18 protein-coding genes are annotated in these 18,021 nt (G+C 58.5%); 13 read left to right on the forward strand and 5 right to left on the reverse strand.

The genetic code is table 11. The annotated features are described in order from the left end of the window. Positions 1-433 precede the first annotated feature (433 nt). The 4 genes from fabI to HFP57_RS16185 all read right to left on the reverse strand — a co-directional run bounded on the left by fabI (position 434) and on the right by HFP57_RS16185 (position 4,671). Positions 434-1,225, reverse strand: coding sequence for an enoyl-ACP reductase FabI (gene fabI / locus HFP57_RS16170; RefSeq protein ID WP_281363136.1), 792 nt, complete (start codon positions 1,223-1,225; stop codon positions 434-436). Between the two features lie 349 nt (positions 1,226-1,574). After that, complete coding sequence (locus HFP57_RS16175; RefSeq protein WP_176870747.1) at positions 1,575-2,021, reverse strand: redoxin domain-containing protein; 447 nt, start codon at positions 2,019-2,021, stop codon at positions 1,575-1,577. Beyond that, positions 2,008-3,183, reverse strand: coding sequence for a Rieske 2Fe-2S domain-containing protein (locus tag HFP57_RS16180; RefSeq protein WP_176870748.1), 1,176 nt, complete (start codon positions 3,181-3,183; stop codon positions 2,008-2,010). The genes HFP57_RS16175 and HFP57_RS16180 overlap by 14 nt, the downstream gene beginning before the upstream one ends. Before the next feature lie 306 nt (positions 3,184-3,489). Next, on the reverse strand, positions 3,490-4,671 hold the full coding sequence (locus HFP57_RS16185; RefSeq protein WP_176870749.1) for a muconate cycloisomerase family protein: 1,182 nt from the start codon (positions 4,669-4,671) through the stop codon (positions 3,490-3,492). A 160-nt stretch (positions 4,672-4,831) separates the two neighbouring features. On the opposite strand from HFP57_RS16185, the gene HFP57_RS16190 reads away from it, so the two are divergent. From HFP57_RS16190 to HFP57_RS16200, 3 genes are all read left to right on the forward strand, one after another. Then, positions 4,832-5,746 (forward strand): LysR family transcriptional regulator, encoded by a 915-nt coding sequence (locus tag HFP57_RS16190; protein WP_176870750.1) that lies wholly within the window; start codon positions 4,832-4,834, stop codon positions 5,744-5,746. A gap of 139 nt (positions 5,747-5,885) precedes the next feature. Further along, a complete protein-coding gene (locus HFP57_RS16195; RefSeq protein ID WP_176870751.1) occupies positions 5,886-8,270 on the forward strand; it encodes a TonB-dependent receptor in 2,385 nt (794 codons plus the stop codon). Between the two features lie 72 nt (positions 8,271-8,342). Then, complete coding sequence (locus HFP57_RS16200; protein WP_176870752.1) at positions 8,343-9,311, forward strand: PDR/VanB family oxidoreductase; 969 nt, start codon at positions 8,343-8,345, stop codon at positions 9,309-9,311. 27 nt (positions 9,312-9,338) lie between these two features. Here the strand turns inward: HFP57_RS16200 and HFP57_RS16205 are convergent, their stop codons facing one another. After that, entirely contained in the window at positions 9,339-10,118 is a 780-nt protein-coding gene (locus tag HFP57_RS16205) for an AraC family transcriptional regulator (protein ID WP_176870753.1), read from the reverse strand. Positions 10,119-10,359: 241 nt separating this feature from the next. Here HFP57_RS16205 and HFP57_RS16210 point away from each other — a divergent pair, with 241 nt between their 5' ends. The 10 genes from HFP57_RS16210 (at position 10,360) to HFP57_RS16255 (ending at position 18,021) form a co-directional block, all read left to right on the forward strand. After that, positions 10,360-11,139 carry a dioxygenase family protein gene (locus HFP57_RS16210; RefSeq protein WP_246263205.1) on the forward strand — a complete coding sequence of 260 codons (780 nt, stop codon included), beginning with the start codon at positions 10,360-10,362 and terminating at the stop codon, positions 11,137-11,139. Between the two features lie 133 nt (positions 11,140-11,272). Next, entirely contained in the window at positions 11,273-11,968 is a 696-nt protein-coding gene (locus HFP57_RS16215; protein WP_176870755.1) for a dienelactone hydrolase family protein, read from the forward strand. Further along, positions 11,965-13,035: a maleylacetate reductase gene (locus HFP57_RS16220; protein ID WP_176870756.1), complete on the forward strand. Its 1,071-nt coding sequence runs from the start codon at positions 11,965-11,967 to the stop codon at positions 13,033-13,035. Before HFP57_RS16215 ends, HFP57_RS16220 begins: the two co-directional genes overlap by 4 nt. Further along, positions 13,029-14,243 carry a 3-oxoadipyl-CoA thiolase gene (gene pcaF / locus HFP57_RS16225; protein WP_176870757.1) on the forward strand — a complete coding sequence of 405 codons (1,215 nt, stop codon included), beginning with the start codon at positions 13,029-13,031 and terminating at the stop codon, positions 14,241-14,243. Before HFP57_RS16220 ends, pcaF begins: the two co-directional genes overlap by 7 nt. A gap of 41 nt (positions 14,244-14,284) precedes the next feature. Further along, entirely contained in the window at positions 14,285-14,512 is a 228-nt protein-coding gene (gene nrtS, locus HFP57_RS16230) for a nitrate/nitrite transporter NrtS (protein WP_176870758.1), read from the forward strand. Beyond that, positions 14,509-15,216 (forward strand): CoA transferase subunit A, encoded by a 708-nt coding sequence (locus HFP57_RS16235; RefSeq protein WP_176870759.1) that lies wholly within the window; start codon positions 14,509-14,511, stop codon positions 15,214-15,216. Before nrtS ends, HFP57_RS16235 begins: the two co-directional genes overlap by 4 nt. Then, a complete protein-coding gene (locus HFP57_RS16240) occupies positions 15,216-15,863 on the forward strand; it encodes a CoA transferase subunit B (protein ID WP_176870760.1) in 648 nt (215 codons plus the stop codon). The genes HFP57_RS16235 and HFP57_RS16240 overlap by 1 nt, the downstream gene beginning before the upstream one ends. Further along, the gene (locus tag HFP57_RS16245; protein ID WP_176870761.1) at positions 15,860-16,387 is read left to right on the forward strand and encodes a redoxin domain-containing protein; all 528 of its coding nucleotides are present in this window, start codon (positions 15,860-15,862) and stop codon (positions 16,385-16,387) included. The genes HFP57_RS16240 and HFP57_RS16245 overlap by 4 nt, the downstream gene beginning before the upstream one ends. Further along, entirely contained in the window at positions 16,387-16,770 is a 384-nt protein-coding gene (locus tag HFP57_RS16250; protein WP_176870762.1) for a nuclear transport factor 2 family protein, read from the forward strand. Before HFP57_RS16245 ends, HFP57_RS16250 begins: the two co-directional genes overlap by 1 nt. A 141-nt stretch (positions 16,771-16,911) precedes the next feature. Beyond that, the gene (locus tag HFP57_RS16255; RefSeq protein ID WP_176870763.1) at positions 16,912-18,021 is read left to right on the forward strand and encodes an MBL fold metallo-hydrolase; all 1,110 of its coding nucleotides are present in this window, start codon (positions 16,912-16,914) and stop codon (positions 18,019-18,021) included.

An 18,021-nucleotide genomic window follows, 5' to 3' on the forward strand; every position in this document is an offset into this window, starting at 1 on the left:
GAAAACCGCAGCCAAGCATGAGTGCCTCGAATATGGAAACGGCAGCATCCGCCCTTAGAGATTTTTATATGGTATTTGGCATGGTATTGTCCGCTAGTTCCAAATTTATTATCCATATTGTCAGTACTTTATAGGTAGGTTTCGAATCCCACCCTCTCCGCCAGATATATATAATAAAATCAATAACTTAATGGAGTTTTTTGCGGTTGATTGCCGGCCAAATTGCGAGCGATCCGCGCTAATCGGATGTCTGCCAGCTCCAGCATTATGCCCGCTTTGCGCCCAAAGCGGGCATTCAGCTATCTAGGTCCATAGCTTGGAAACGGACGCTCCTTCCAATCACAAGATAGGTATCACCATGTCCGCTTCGGGGACATTCCTGACGGTCCGTTTTCAGGCTGGCAGTGCGGGAAAGCAGACGTGCGTTCATAAGTCATCCGGTTTCCGCTTCCCATTTCATTCCAATCACATGATAACCGGCGTCGACGTGATGCACTTCACCCGTAACTCCGGAAGAAAGGTCAGACAGCAGATAAAGAGCCGCATTACCGACATCGTCGATCGTCACGTTACGGCGAAGCGGCGCATTCTGAGCATTCCATTTGAGGATCTCGCGGAAATCGCCGATGCCGCTTGCAGCGAGCGTCTTGATTGGACCGGCGCTGATCGCGTTAACGCAAATACCTTTTGGCCCGAGATCATCCGCCAGATAGCGCACGCTGCTTTCGAGCGCCGACTTCGCAACGCCCATGACATTGTAGTGGGGCATGACCTTTTCGGCGCCATAATAGGTAAGCGTGAGAATGGTCCCTCCCGCTTCCATCAGCAGGCTTGCCCGCTGTGTGACAGCAACCAGCGAGTAGACCGATATGTTCATGGTCATGAGAAAATTCTGGATGCTTGTATCGACATATCTGCCGCGCAATTCAGTTTTTTCGGAGAAGCTGATTGCGTGAACGATGAAGTCGAGCCTGCCCCAACGCGATTTCAGTTCTGAGAAAACGGCGTCGAGCACCTCTATGTCGGATACGTCGCATTCGAAGACCCAATGCTGGCCGAGCTGCTCGGCCAAGGGTTTGACGCGTTTGGCGAGGGCTGCGCCTTTATAGGAAAATGCCAGATCTGCGCCTTGCGCCGAGAGCTTCTTGGCGATTCCCCAGGCAAGCGACTTGTCATTAGCGAGCCCCAAAATGAGCCCGCGCTTGCCTCTCATGAGGTCGGTTATTTCATCTCTTTGCGCAGGAAATCATAAAATTCGCGGCGATGGCCTATTGCCTAGAAGCAGCTGGAATTTCGTTTCCGGGAAGGTTCCATATATTGAACCCCGTCATACATCCGGTGGACCTCGTGGTGCCGGGCGCGCATCCAAGGCAGCTGTTTCACCATATCCCAGATACTCAGCCATCCCGATTTTTCGCGCAGCCAGCCGAAGATCGGGCCGGGGCGGAAATTCGGCATATTATGTTCACCAAGCTGTGTAACATCGGCTGCGACATCATCGGATTCCAACAGGCGTGTGAGTATATCGACATGGTTCCAGTCGGATCGATAGATGACCAGACCATCGCTCCCAATTAGCCAGATCGAATTCGGAAACTCGCCCACCCGCGATGAGCAGAGCCGGCAACATCATCGACCAACACGGTTCGATTTTCGCTTAACATGGGCGCGATCAGGTTGGCGGTTTTCAGTTTGTGACGATCGTTCCGATGGGCCGGAAATTTGGGAGCCGGGTGCGCTTCGCGGGTATAGAGGATCAGGAAAACAATACTGTCATCTGACCGATATCGGTCAGCGAGACCATTCATCGGTTCGATATTGCCGCCGAACATCGGGCACGTCATGCTGCCCGTCTCGAGCACAATCCGCTTGCCTTCGAAATCGGACAACCGAACCGGACTACCGTCCAGAGTACGCGCCTCAAAATCGGTCGCACACTCTCCGACCTTTGGCGAGTGAAGCGCGAATGGGATTGGCCCATAAACCTTGTTGTCGAAACGCTCGTAATTATACGCGGTCATCGGCTTGCGTCTTCATGGATACAGGATGCGCGAGAGGAGGAAGGCCCGCCTCCTTGCGCAATTCCTGTTCTGCCTTGTGCGCAGCTTTCATCATATTGCGGACCTTGATAACCGCGCGGTCGGTTCGGGCGAGATAATCCTTGTCCCAGCGCGCGATGCGGCCCTGTGCCATTTGCATCGGCGCGTCGCCGCCGACGAAACAGGCCATGCCGGGCAGCGAATCTGACTGAAGGGCCCGCTTGAGCGTGGTCGCCATGAACTTGGCTTTCGTCTTGCCCACTTTTTTGTCGTTTATCGAGCCGATCAGCCATGCGGTGAACGAGCCGGCATTGTCGGGCACGAACCAGAAATAGATGCCATGCACGCCGCCATCCATGAATTCTTCCCCATGGTGCACGAGATTGGGCATGAACCAGCGAATATCGTCGATCGCCTTGGTCCCGCCATGGCCGCCGGTTTTCCGCAACCGCGCATAAACGCCGTTGCCGGGCAGTTCTTCGAAGGCTACGCCGCCGCCCATCTTCTGGTCACCAAAAAGATAGCAGGTGCGATGGAGGCACCCCACATGGGTCATGTCGACCGTGTTATCGAGCTGGTTGAGATAGCTGTACGGAACCTGCATGCGATTGCGCACCAAAACGCCATCGCTGAGCACCTCCCGGGCATGCGGCATGGAGTCGAGAAAAGGCTTCGGTTCCTTGATGCCCATATAGATCCAGATGATTCCCCCGACTTCCTCCGCCGGATAGGATTTGGCTTTCACTTTGCCGCACGCAGGGCTGTCCGGACCATCCGACAGGAAAGCAACGCACTCTCCATGCTTGTCGAACGTCATGCCGTGATAGCGACAGGTGATGGTGCCGACATCCCAGGCGTTGACCTGGCCAAGTGACAATAGTGGGCCGCGATGGGGGCAGCGATTTTCCAGCGCGCACGGGCTGTCATCCTTGTCGCGAAACAGCACGATATTGTCACCGAGCATCTCGACGGCTTTATGTTCGTTATGCTTCAGCTCGTGCGAGAACAGCGCCGGGTACCAATACTCGCGCAGGCCGAAGAACGGGATTTCTTCCTGATACTCCTCGACATAATCCCAAGGTACTTCGCCAACCGACGCGGGTTTTTCGGCGGAACCGAATTCCTTGAAATACCAGTCCGCCATCTGGCCGGCTTCGGACGTAAAGAGCTGCAGCTCCGGCGTGCCGATATCGTCTTTCGACTTGGCGAGAAAAGGCAATCGGCTCGCCGTTCTGTCCCACCAGCGCTTGGCGGCGACTTTTGAGCCGGCTTTCAACCTTTGCCAATAGGTGTTGGTCGGCGCGACGGCATCGAACATCGCCAGCTGTGTTTGATTGTCGATATTTGGCCTCGTCGCCATGATCTTCTCCCGATTATGTTCAGTGCATTATTGGCCGGCCCAAATCTTTCCGCCGGTTCGATCGTCCGGAATCGGTGAAATTCGTCCAAATCAACTTTGCGCGGCGCTGGCATCGGCGTTCTTCGAACCCACCGCATGGACGGAATAGGTCCGATCGCGCCGAAGGGCGCCGACCTTGTCCTCGTCGACCTCTGCCGCCAGCCCGACACCATCTTCCAGTTGGAGCTCGTAATCTTCGTAGCGCGCCGGTCGGACGGCTATGTCCTCGGCAACCAGGCACGGGCCGGATAGTTCTCCGCCATAGGGCAGACTGTCGAATGTAGCGGCCAATTGCATGCTCGCAGCGGTCCCGATCGAGCATTCCAGAAACGTACCCATGTAAAGCGACGTGCCGCTTGCCAGCGCAATGTCGGCCACTCGGCGCGCATTCAAAAGCCCCGCCGATTTCATCACCTTGATCGAAACCAGGTCGGCGGCGTGCATTTGCGCGATCCGGAGCATATCCTGCACCGTGCACTGGCTTTCATCGAGCATGATGGCCGCCTTGGAGCGCGCGGTGATACGGACGGCACCTTCGAGATTCCAGCGGGCCATAGGCTGTTCGATCATGACAATGCCGGCATCTTCCATCCGGGGCAGCGCCCATTTGCAGGTCGCTTCATCCCAGCTTTCATTGGGGTCCGCCCTGACGCTGGCTTTGCCTTCCAGGCCGCGGGCGACGGCGCACGCGCGGACAACGTCGACCTCGGGATCGAGAAATCCCATTTTCAGCTTGAAGATGTTGAACTGCCTGTCGGCGATCCGCTGTTCGGCCTCTTCGATCTCCGCTTCGGCCGTGCCGGTCGCGAGCGGCCATGAGCAGGGCATCGAATCGCGCTGCCGGCCACCAAGCAATTCGCAAACGGCGACGCCCGACGCCTTACCTTGGATATCGAGCAGCGCCATCTCGATGCCAGCCTTGGCAAATGCGTTTCCGAACAGTTTGCGATCGACGCGGCGGAATATGCCCCGAATCTCGAACACATCCTCCCCAATAATATGCGGCGTTATGTATGTATCGATCATCAGTTTGATCGATTCGACGCTTTCACCAGCCCACCATGGCCCCGATGGCGTACAACATTCACCGATGCCCTCGATGCCGCTGTCGGTCATCACCCGGATGAGCACGACGGCCGTCGATTGCGCGCCGACCGCGGCGAAGCGCTGGGTCCGGCGCAGCGGAAGATCCACGATAACCGTTTCTACGGAATGGATATGATGGTCACTCATTTCAGCTCCCGCTGCTTATCTGGCTGCTTCGATGGGGCGAGAGTAGGTGACGGTATCCGAGCACGTAAAATACCGAACTGCCCGTTTATATATACCGATTGAGTATCGCGTGGCGCTACGTCATACCATCGGCGCATGATCAAATGGAGGGTCTCAGAGAATGGAATTACGCCAGCTTCGGTATTTCGTCGCCGTCGCCGAAGAACAGAATTTCGGCCGGGCGGCGCGCAAGCTCAACATCTCCCAGCCGCCGATTACCCGCCAGATCAAAAAGCTGGAGGATGAGATGGGGGTCCGCCTGTTCAAGCGTACCAGCAAAGGCACCGAAACGACCGCCGCGGGTCAGATTTTCCTTGAAGATGCGCAGGCCATTCTGGCGCGTGTCAATCGCAGTGTGGAGCGCGGCCAGGCGGCCCAACGCGGAGAGCTGGGCGCTTTGGAGATCGGATATTTCGGATCCACCTCCTATTCCGTGGTGCCGCGAATTCTCAGCCTGTTCAAGGCAGACAATCCCGGGATCGAATTGTCTCTGAGGCGCATGTCGAAAAAGGAGCAGATCGAGGCGCTAAAGATCGGCCAACTGCACATCGGCTTCGGTCGATACTATCCCAGCGAACCCGAACTTGCGATCGAAGAAGTGATAGCGGAGGGGCTGGCGCTCTGCCTGCCACGCGATTTCGATGGCGCTATCGACGACACGAATTGGACAACCATATTCGACGAACTGCCTCTGGTGCTGTTTCCTTCGCTCGGTCGGCCGAACTTTGCCGACGAGACCATCTCCATTCTAAAGCGCGAAGGCGTCAATCCGTCGGTCGGCGCCGTTGCCGAGGATGTGCGAGCAGCACTGATGCTGCTCGCCATCGGCGCCGGTGCGATGGTCGTGCCCAATTCGGTCACGGACATGAACTGGTTCGGCGTGAGATTTGTGAAACTCAAGGCGCTGGCCGACGATTGCCCGGTCAATATCATCTATCGAAAATCGGACACGAGCCCGCAATTCAGGCGATTCATGCGATCGATCCAGAAGTTCAGGGCAGCGAGCAGCGAGCCGGTGCAATCATCGGCATATTGAAGCGTTGCTCGATATTGGAATACTGTTTCGGTATCGAACATACCGTTACAAGGTATTGGCGGGTATCGCTTGATATTGATTAGCCTCTCCGAAACCAACCTGAAAACCGGTTGGACAAAAAATCCAAGGGAGAGGTGATGTGCGGGTATTGAGCGGTGGATTGGGTAAGATGTTGCTGGGAACGACGATACTGGTCGCACCGGCGCAATCGCTCATGGCGCAAAATCAGCCGGACAGCGGCGCGCAGGCCTCGGCATCGAGTAGTGCGCCGATCATCGTGACCGCACAAAGGCGCGAACAATCGCTTTCCGAGGTGCCTATTTCGATCGCAACGCTCGATAGCGAGCTGCTCACGGAAACTGGCGTGTCCGACATTGCCGGCACGTCCAACCTCGTTCCCAATTTCAACATCTATGAAGGTTTCGACCGGTCGGAAGTCGCAATCAACATCCGCGGCCTCACCTCGGGAACAAGCAATCCGGGCATCGATCCCAGTGTCGGGTTCTTCGTCGATGGCGTCTATATTGCCCGCCCGGCGGCGCTGACTGGCAAGCTGACGGATATCGAGCGCATCGAAGTGCTGCGTGGTCCCCAGGGCACGCTGTACGGACGCAATACCTCCGCCGGCGCCGTCAACATCTATAGCCAGGATCCAAGCGACACTTTCGAGAGCAGTTTCCTGCTCGGCTATGGGAGTTACGACACGGTCGATATTCGCGGCCGTGTCTCCGGTCCGCTGACAGATGGCTTCGGGGCATCGCTATCGGGCTATTATGGGCGCGCCGACAGCTTTCTCGACGATGCCGTCACTGGCGCGCCGATCGGCAGCAGCGAAGATTATGGGTTCAGGGCGCGATTGCTCATCGAGCCGGGCCCGTCGCTGACGATCGCCCTGTCGGCTGATTATTCCGAGGGAACGACCGATGCATCGCGCGCCATCGGTGCCTTCCAGAAGGACCAGGGCGATCTCGCGACCATCTTCCAGACCGCGCAGCAAACGGGCAATCCGGCATTGGTGCAATTCATCCGGGCCGTGCGCAATGTCCCGCTCGACAGCTTTGACCGCGAAACGTTGCGCAGCGACGAAGGCGAAGCCGATGATCTGGAGCAATATGGAGTATCCGCGGAGATCAATTGGGACGTTGGGCCGGCAACGATCACGTCGATCACGGCCTATCGGGAATCGGAGGATTTCGCGTCGATCGACCCCGACTTTTCGCCCGCCGATCTGTTCCTGACATCGGTCCGCAACGAGGATCACCAGTTCTCGCAGGAAATCCGCCTGACTTCGAACGATCCGATCGGTGGCTTCGAATATCTGCTCGGCCTTTTCTATTTTGACTCAGGATTCACGGCCGACACGCAGACGCAGTTCGGCGTGCCGCTCTTCGGACAGTTCAACGCGATGATGCCGCCCAATCCCATCACCCAGCCGCAAAGCGCGAATTCGGTCGTCACGCAGGACACCGAAGCATTCGCCATATTCGGTCAGCTATCTTACGAGATAGTGGACGGCCTCACATTCACCTATGGGTTCCGGTACAATAACGAATCCAAATCGGGCCTGATCAATCAAAACCCGGACCGGGGAATCAATTCGACTAGCGGCATTCCATTCCCGCTCCAATTTCCTGTTTTTGCCGGACTCACCGCCGATATTGATGACGAAGACTTCATCAATATGGCCAGTCTGAATTATCAGATCAGCCCGAACAGCAACATCTATGCAACCTATGCCGAAGGCCTGAAATCCGGCGGCATCAATGCTAGCATCCTGCTGAACACGAACGGGCTGACCTTCGACAAGGAAACGTCGACCAATTACGAGATCGGTTATCGCAACGTGTTCGCGAACGGCATGCGGCTGAACCTGGCGGCATTCTATATGACGTTCAACGATCTGCAGGTGCAGACGTTCGATCCGTCCAATCCCGCAAACATCATCGTCGTCAATGCCGGCGAAGCGGAAATCTACGGTATCGAAGGCGATTTGTTCTGGCCAATCGCCGATGGTTTGGATTTCAACATCGCGGCCGCCTACAATGAATCGCAATATGTCGACACCGTATTCCCCGGCACGGCGCCGGTTCAGAATCCGGCCTTGCCGGGCATCGACCTGTTTCTGCCAACGCTGATCGACGTCGACGGCCGGACGCTCAGTCGGGCGCCGAAATTTACGCTTTCGAGCGGCCTCCAATACAGTTTCGCGTTAAGCGACCGGCTGGAGGCGTCGATACGCGGAGACTATGTTTATGCCAGTTCGCAATATCTGGATGCCATCCTTACGCCGGAATCGCGCATCGACGGATATGGCGTGTTCAATCTGCGAACAACGATCAGAACCAGCGACGACCGGTGGCAGTTTTCGATCTTCGCGAACAATCTGTTCGACGAGGAATACTACACGCAGATCATTGCCAGTCCGGCCGCTGCGGGCCTCGGTGTCGATCCGGGCGTTGCGACTTTCTTCGGTGTGCAGGGCGCACCGCAGACCTTTGGCGTAGAACTACGCAGGACGTTTTGAGACCCGGGCTAGGCGTTTTGCGCTTCATTTCTTGCGCGCGCTGGATCGTATATTTGGGAAAGATAGCAAACCGTGTCCGACACAGTGTCAGCCACTATAGTCGAAAAATGGCAGGCGGCGCGTGACATTCACGCCTTTACGCTCGCCGTCGAGCGGCCGGATGCGATTGGCGCCGCCGCGCCCGGGGCCCATATCGACGTCCATCTGCCGAGCGGCGCGGTACGGCAATATTCGCTGACCGGCCTCTCACGCGATGACCCTGGCCGGGTGACCATCGCCGTCCTGCGCGAGGAAGGCGGCCGGGGCGGGTCGATCGAAATGTGCGATACACTTTCGGTCGGAGATCGCGTGCCGATTTCCCCGGCGCGAAATACATTCGCGCTGGATCATGGCCGGCCGGATTACCGGCTGCTTGCCGGCGGCATTGGTTTGACACCGATCCTGCATATGGCCTTTGCGTTGCATGACGCGGGCCGGTCCTTCCAACTCGATATCTGCACCCGCAGTCCGGCTGATGTGGCGTTCAAGACAGTGATCGATGCGACGCTATTCGCCGATCGGATCCGGTATCACCATAGCGCCGAAGCGGGCAATCAGCGGCTCGACCTGCCTGCCTATCTGGCGGCGATCCCGCCCGACACGCAGCTTTATGCCTGCGGACCGGCGCGGATGATGGATGAGATCGATCGATGCACACGAGACTGGGGAGCCGAACGGCTGCGGACCGAACGGTTCAGCAACGAAGTGGCCGATCTCTCCGATGAAGATTCAGGCGTTTTTACAATCGAGTTGGCGCGTTCGGGCCGATCTTTCGAGATACCGGAGGACAAATCGATCCTCGACGTGCTCAACGCGGAAGGCATATCGAAGGACAGTTCCTGTCTCGAGGGCGTATGCGGGACATGCATTACGGAAGTGGTGTCAGGCGACATTATCCATCGTGACGCCTGTCTCTACGACGAGGAAAAAGAGGCGAACAGCGCAATCGCCTGCTGCGTTTCCCGCGGCAGACCCGGCACGACGGTCGTGCTGGATCTCTAACAGCGGCACCGGGCGTTTAGGCGCGATTTATCGGTTCAATTCACGTGCGCGATAGGTTGTCGGACTTAATCCGACCAGACGCTTGAATGCTTTGCTAAAGGCGGAATCCGTCTCATAACCGACCTTATAGGCGATCTCGGCGATCGATATTTCGCTCTCGCGGAGCATCTGCGATGCCAGTGCAATACGATACTCGGCGAGATATTGCAGCGGTGATTTACCGGTCGCCTCTCTGAACCTTTGTGCGAAGGTCGAGCGGCCGAGTACAGCGGAATCGGCCAATCCGGCCAGTGTCCAGTTGGTTTTCGGCGAGCCGTGGATCGCGTTCAGCGCACGCCGGATATTCGCGTCGTTCGCCGCCCCCGTAAGATCGCTGCCCCGGTTTTTCAGATCCCGCAACATATGCTCGAGCAGGATCGTCGCCACGATCTCGGCCAGCTTTTGGAGAATGCGCCCTCGGTTTTCGACCGGACCAAGCGCATTGTGCCGGATAAGCTCGAAATACAGATCGAGACGATTTTCGGCTCGCAACTGTTCGCGGTCGAAGGACAGGACCGACGGAACGATATCGGGCAGCGGATTGGCGCTGGTCGGCACGCGACAGCAAAAAATCTGGCCCCCTCCCTGCCTGCGGCCGGTTCTTTCCTCTTGGGAGAAGGGCGGTTGGAGCGATTGATGACGGCGAATGGCGGCGTCGCCCCGCCATAGGCTGTGAGCCGTGCCACGCGGCAATGCGATCATGCCTCCCGGGGCAATTTCATATCGATCGCCCTCGGCTTCCACGGTGACTGTACAGTTTTCGGCCATGCAAATCGCCGAGAAATCCTGTTGCGGCACGTCATAGCGGACGCCGCTTTTGATATACGCAAGACCTGCTGCAATTTCGGGCACACGGATTTTCGGAACGGCCATTATATTGCGCTTGTCGATCCTTTCTGGGCGATACCGCTACCGTATACTGGGCTGGGCCAAAAGGTATTAGACGGTATCGGGTAGCCGCGATATTTTCCGAACCATAGATCAAGCTTGGATGCGGAAGGAAGTGGAAGTGGCCAATAATCGTTTGGATCAGATCGTCAGCACAATCGTGGACAAGGTCCGTCAGGGCGTCATCGAGGAAGGCGTGACTTTCGAAGAATATCGCGCCGCGATCGGCTATATCATGAAGATATCCGAGGCCGGTGAATTGCCTCTGTTCATCGATGTTTTCCTCAACACGACCGTGGTCAGCGTTATTAACCAGAACAGCCATCCCAATGCGTCCCCGTCCGATATGGAGGGCCCCTATTTTCTCGATGACGCGCCTTTCGTCAAAAATGGGAAAATCAAGACGATGGACGAGTATAAGGACGATGAGCCGATGGTTGTGCGCGGCACCGTCAAGGATGTGGACGGCAATCCGCTGCCGGGTGTCGTTATCGACATGTGGAGCTCGACGCCGGACGGCAAATATGGCGGCATTCACGACAATATCCCGGTCGACTATTATCGCGGCAAGGTGAAGACCGACGAGAATGGCCAGTTCGAAGCGGAAAGCACCGTCCCGGTTCCATATCGAATTCCCGATAGCGGCCCGGTCGGCGCGATGCTGGAAATGATGGGGCGGCACAGCTGGCGCCCGGCCCATGTCCATTTGAAAGTGCGCCATCCCGGATATCGCGAACTGATCACCCAGCTCTATTTCGAGGAAGACGAATATGTGCACAGCGATTGCTGCGAAGGCATCGTGCCGGCCGAGTTCGTCTATCCGCGCATCGTCGAAGACGGCAAGCGCGTTCTCGAAGCGGATTTGGTGATAGAACCGGTCGCCCAGCAACAGGCTGCCTGACCGGCGTTCAAGTCAGTTGGACGCGGATTGGCCTCCGTTTTTTGAATGTCGCATCTCCGTCGCGCTGACCGGCAAACCGGCGGCGAATGGCCGCGCCCGGTTTGCGACGGAGGCCGGGTAATGGAGAAATGATATGTGCCATGGAAAAGCCGTTCGAGCCTTTCCCGATCCGATGGACGCCGAGAGTTTTGATGATGGCGTATCCGGCTATCGGTTCGGCGGGGATACCGAGCGGAGGATCGCCATCCTTCCCGATATCTATGGGTGCAACGACTTTTATCGCGGGCTCTCCACACATCTCGCCGAGCGCGGCGCCCAGGTTTTCTTGGTCGACACCTTTGCCGGGCTGGGCGATTTGCCAGAAGTTACGCGCGAGGCGGCTTTTGCGCGGCGCGGTCAAGTCGAGGACAAGGCCTTTCTCGATCGGTTCGAAGATTTTGTTCGTCGCAACCGCATCGGCGGCGTGATCGGATTCTGCCTCGGCGGACTCTATGTGTTCGAGCTGGCGCGGCGCGGCGTCGATGCCGACCTTCTCGGCCTGTACGGTTTCCCCCAGGGCCTGCCCAATCAGGATCCGCTGCCCGTTCCGTTCGAGTATCTGCCGCAGGTTACGACCCCCTTCGCGATGCTACTCGGCGCGGAGGACGAGTCGGTGGGAGCCGATAATATTGCCAAGCTGGGGACACTCGCGCCCGACATTCCGGCCATGGCTCTGAAAGTCTATGACGGCGTAGGGCATAATTTCCTGCCCTTTCTGGATAGCGACGACGCGGACAAGAAAGCGATCGCCAAGGACGCGCTTGCCCGCATCGAGGCAGTCGCGGCGTGAGCCGGAGCTTTGTCTACACCGCTCGGCCGGCGCGCGTGGTTTTCGGGCGCGGGACGATCGACCGGCTGGTCGAGGAAGCCGATATGCTCGGTATCGAGCGCGCCTTGGTCCTTACAACGGACTTCCAGGCCCCCGAGGGCGGCCGTCTCGTGGAGCGACTGGGCAGGCGCGCTGCCGGCCTGTTCACCGGCGCTGTGATGCACACGCCCGTCGCCGTCACCGAAACCGCGATGAAGATATTCGAGGAGCGCGACGCTGACGGTATCGTCTCGTTTGGCGGCGGCTCGACGACGGGATTGGGCAAGGCGATCGCGCTGCGCAACGATGCACCACAGCTCGTTATCCCGACCAGCTATGCAGGCTCCGAAATGACGGCAATTGTGGGGCAGACCGAAGACGGGAAGAAAACGACACTGACCTCGCCAAAGGTATTGCCCGAAACGGTGATCTACGATGTCGATTTCACCCTGTCCCTGCTGCCCCTGATGACAGTTACCAGCGGCATGAACGCAATCGCCCATGCCGTGGAAGCGCTGTATGCGGAAAATGCCAATCCGGTGCTCAGCTTGATGGCCGAAGAGGGTATTCGCGCCATGGTTTCGGCACTTCCGCGGCTTGCGGAGGGTTCGGGCGAAACGGATATCGAGGCCCGGTCCGATGCGCTCTACGGCGCGTGGCTGTGCGGGACCTGCCTCGGACTTGGCGGTGTCGCGCTGCACCACAAGCTATGCCATGTGCTGGGCGGTTCGTTCGATCTGCCGCATGCCGAAACCCACACGATCATATTGCCGCATGCGCTGACTTATAATGCACCGGCGATCCCCGATGCGATGCAAAGACTGCGCCGTGCGATGGATTGCGAACGGCCCGCCGCGCGCCTGTTCGATATCGCCAAGCAAGGTGGCGCACCGGTTGCACTGAAAGACCTGGGAATGCCTGAAACAGGCATCGAACGCGTAGCCGACATCACGCTCGACAATCCCTATTACAATCCGCGACCGCTCGACCGGCAGGCAATCGTGGCACTCCTACGCAATGCCTGGGAGGGAGGCAGACCGGAATGCTGAACGGCAATGCGGTCTATCTCTGCCAGAATATCCGAACGCCGATCGGGCGCTATGGCGGCGCGCTCGCCACTGTTCGGCCCGACGATCTTGCCGCTCACGTCATCCGGGCCGTCATGGCACAAGCGCCCTCGCTCGATCCCAATGCGATCGACGAGGTGATCCTGGGGTGCGCCAATCAGGCCGGCGAAGACAATCGCAATATCGCCCGCATGGCCGCCTTACTTGCCGACCTCCCGGAAAGCGTGCCGGGCGTGACCGTCAACCGGCTCTGCGCATCGGGGCTCAATGCGGTTGGCATGGCCGCGCATTCCATCGCGGCTGGCGATGCGGACGTTATCATCGCGGGCGGCGTGGAATCGATGAGCCGCGCGCCTTTTGTGATGAACAAGGCGGACAAGGCCTGGTCGCGGAACGCCCAGCTATACGACACGACGATCGGCTGGCGGTTCGTTAACCCGCTCATGGCGGCAAGATTTGGCGTCGATTCTATGCCTGAAACCGCGGAAAATGTGGCGGCTGAATACGATATATCGCGCACGGATCAGGATAGTTTCTCCCTGCGGTCGCAGCAGCGCGCCGACCGGGCACAACAAGGCGGGATATTCGCCGAAGAAATTGCCCCGGTCGATGTGGCAGGTCCAAAGGGCACCGCGCGCACGGTCCGGCATGATGAGCACCTTCGGCCGGACACCTCATTGGCCGGGCTTGCAAAACTCAAAGCGCCGTTCCGCGATGGCGGCACCATAACCGCCGGCAACGCATCGGGCGTCAATGACGGTGCGGCGGCCATGATCATCGCGTCGGAAACCGCTACCGAGCGCTTCGGACTGGTTCCGATGGCCCGGATCGCGGGGCTGGCAAGTGCCGGCGTGGCGCCAGGCGTCATGGGCATCGGGCCCGTGCCTGCTGTCCGGAAACTGATGGCGCGGCTCTCGCTGAAGATCGGCGATTTCGACGTGATCGAACTCAACGAAGCCTTTGCGGCCCAGGCACTCGCCGTACTCCGGTCACTTGGCGTTGCAGACGACGCTAAACATGTGAACCCGAATGGCGGAGCCATCGCGCTCGGCCATCCCCTCGGGATGAGCGGCGCGCGGCTCGCAATGACCGCGGCCCGCGAATTAGCACAGCGGGGCGGGCGAAAGGCTATGGCTACGATGTGTGTGGGCGTCGGTCAGGGCGTGGCCTTGACCTTGGAAGCACCATGACCGGTCGCTATCGGCCAACAGGTTTTGTCCAAGCGCTGACGATGCGGGTTACAGTAGCGCGCGCGATCAAGGTCGGCTTGATCGTCGGCACGCTGCTCGTTCTACTCAACCATGGCGATGGCATGGCGATCGGCGAATGGCCGCCATGGTGGAAGGTCGTCCTCACCTATCTCGTACCCTATTCGGTCTCCTCCTACTCTACGGCCGCCTTTCTGATGGATCTGTCGCGCCGGAAATTTCGCGGTCCGATGGCGGAGCGCCCGTTATGAACAGCAAAATCTGTTCCAGTCCCGCAGCATCCCTCGACGGAATCTGCACCGACGATATGCTTGTTGCCTGTGGCGGTTTTGGTCTTTGCGGGATGCCGGAAAGCCTGATCGACGCATTGGCGGCAACCGGGGTTTCGGGTCTCACCGTTGTGTCAAACAACGCCGGTGTTGACGGGATCGGCTTGGCGAAACTTATCGAAGACCGACGGATCGCAAAGATGATCTCCTCCTATGTCGGCAACAACAAGACCTTCGAAACCGCCTATCTTAATGGCGATATCGAGCTGGAGTTCAGCCCTCAGGGAACCATGTCCGAGCGGCTTCGGGCCGGCGGGGCGGGCATTCCGGCTTTTTATACGCGCACCGGCGTCGGCACGTTGATCGCCGAGGGAAAGCCCCATGCCGATTTCGACGGCGAAACCTATGTGCAAGAACGCGGCATTCGCGCCGACCTGGCCCTGGTCCGTGCCGAAATGGCCGATGAAGAGGGCAATCTCGTCTATCGCAAGACCGCGCGGAACTTCAATCCGATGATGGCGACGTCCGGCCGGATCACGGTGGCGGAAGTGGAGACGATCGTTCCCGTTGGAACGATCGATCCCGATCATGTCCATACGCCCGGCATCTTCGTCCAGCGCATCGTTCGATCGATCGCCCCCAAACGTATCGAGTTCGTAACCAATCGGCCGGCGGAGGTCGCATAGTGGCATGGATGCGGGACGATATGGCGCGCCGCGCCGCCGCCGAGCTTCGCGAGGGCTATTATGTCAATCTTGGGATCGGCATTCCGACGCTCGTCGCCAATCACATTCCCGATGGCATGAAGGTGATCCTGCAATCGGAGAACGGCATGCTGGCGATGGGTCCGTTCCCGCTGCCGGGCGACGAGGATCCGGACCTCATCAATGCCGGTAAGCAGACGATTACCGAACGTCCCGAAAGCGCCTATTTCTCGTCCGCCGACGGTTTCGGCATGATCCGTGGCGGCCATATCGACATCGCAATCCTAGGCGCGATGGAGGTCGCGCGGAATGGCGATCTCGCCAACTGGATGATCCCGGGCAAGATGGTGAAGGGCATGGGCGGCGCGATGGATCTGGTTTCCGGCGTGCGGCGTGTCGTCATCATCACTGATCATGTCAGTAAATCGGGCGCGCCGAAACTGCTCGAACGATGCTCCCTGCCGCTGACGGGCAAGGCGTGTGTGAACCGCATCATCACCGATCTCGGCGTGTTCGACGTGACGGATCGGGGTTTCGTCCTCGTCGAAACGGCGCCGCAGGTTTCGCGTGAGGAAATTGCCGCCAAAACCGGCGCGCCACTTTGCGAGCCGATGGAGAATATATCATGATGCACAGCACGTTACTGCCCGGCACGACCGCGCCCGATCTCACGGTCGCACTCGCCTCGGACGGAAGCTGGACCCTGTCCGAACAAGTGGCAGACAGTTTCATTCTCATCGATTTTTATCGCGGAATGCATTGCCCGCGCTGCCAGCTTCATATTTTGGATCTCAGAAACAAGCTGCCGCGCTTTGCGGAACGCGGCACGCGCTGCATTGCGATTTCAATGGATGACGAAAGCAAGGCCAGGACCACCGCCGAACGCTGGGGCGTCGGCGATCTCGATCTTGGTTTCGGTCTGACCGAGGCGCAGGCCAGAGCCTGGGGGCTGTATCTGACCGATTCCATAAATGAGCGCGAACCCATGCGGTTTAGCGAACCGGCCGTCATCATGGTGCGGCCCGGGACAGGCGAAATCTATTCGGCCGTCTACGGCACCAACCCGTTCAATCGGGTGCATTGTGCGGACATGCTGGAAGGGATCGACGCGCTCCTTGCCCGCGATTATCCGCCGCGCGGAGTCGTGGCCTGATGACAGCCGTCACGCGCGAACGGATGCGCGCCCTCGCACTCGATGAATATTTCGCCGTGATTGCCCCGGACCGTATTGACGATGTGATGTCGCTATTCTGCGCCGATGCGACATTCACGCTCTATCCGAGCGGCCGGACATTCACCGGGCATCACCAGATCCGCTCGATGTACGAAATGGTCTTCAGCAACAATCCCGGGCTAACCAGACGGGTGCTCGACTATTGCTGCGACGAGCAGGCCGGCATGATGACGGCATCGTTCGAAGCATGGAGTCAAGCGGCAGGCGGCTCGGATCATGTCATGTACAACGTCAATATCTGGGCATTCCGGGGCGAAAAATTCTCGTCGGTGAAGGTGTTTACGAGCAACCCCGAACTTTAAGGTCGGACTTTGGCCGATCGGGCGATGCCATAAGCCGTGCAATCGATACCCAAGCCGTATGGATATTGTGCTGGCTTGTGCGTTTGTCGTCCCTCTAGCTTGATTTTCGATCGATCGCATACGGGCCGGCAGGGAGACAGTATGAGCGAGACCACGACCAAACGGCCGCCCTGGCCGCGGCGGATTGTGCTCGCGGTATTTGTCGTGTTTCTGGTTGCGGCTGGAGTGATCGGGGTGCTGGTATGGACCGCCGACGACCGGCTGGACGGGGTGTTCATCGATTTCGCCCAGGCACGGCTTGAACCGCAACATCGGACGCTTTTTTCCGATGATGATACGTTACGGGTTTTCGTTTGCGGCTCGTCCTCGCCCTTTGCCACGCCCGACCGCGCAAAAACCTGTATCGGGGTGATTGCAAATGGCGAGATTCTGTTGTTCGACACAGGTGCCGGCTCATGGCGGAATATTGAGAATTGGCAGCTTCAGACGGATCGCGTGGCGCATGTCTTTTTCACGCACTTCCATTCCGATCACATCGCCGATCTTGACGAGGTGAATGTACAATCCTGGATATGGGGCCGGCGAACGGCCATCCGCGTTCATGGCCCGTCCGGTGTCGAGCGGGTCGTGGCAGGCTATAACGAGGCGCTCGCGCTCGATTATGGCTATCGCAACGACTATGGCGAGGAACGATATTTCCCCCACGCCGCGGCGACGATGATTGCGAATCCGATCGAATCGATTCCTGGGCGCGCCGTTCCCGTATACGAAAATGGCAACTTGCGGATACTCGCATTCCCGGTTGATCATGCTCCGGTCGAACCCGCATTCGGTTATGTCATCGAATATGGCGACCGAAGGGTTGTGATATCGGGCGATACCCGGCGCGCCGACCTGACCGAACGCCTGGCGCGCGACGCGGACATACTGTTTCACGAAGCTCAATCGCGGCGGCTTTCGCACATCATGGCAACCGCCGCCGAACGCTCAAACGATGCGCGGATGCAGTTCGTCATGACCAAGGCTGGCGACTACCATACAGCAGCTGAAGATTTCGCAGAGCTGGCGCGCGAGACCAACGCGACGCGCGTGATCATGTATCACCTCGCGCCGCCGCCCGACGCCTTGCCGCTCCAGCGCGTGTTTCTCAGAAACATGCCGGACAATGTCAGTCTGGCCTTTGACGGCCAGTTGTTCGAGCTGCCGTTGCAGGGCCGCGAAATCCGCGAAGGGCGGATCGAAGCGCCGTGA

Source organism: Parasphingopyxis algicola (assembly GCF_013378075.1).
In the GTDB taxonomy this organism is placed as follows: Bacteria; Pseudomonadota; Alphaproteobacteria; order Sphingomonadales; family Sphingomonadaceae; genus Parasphingopyxis; species Parasphingopyxis algicola.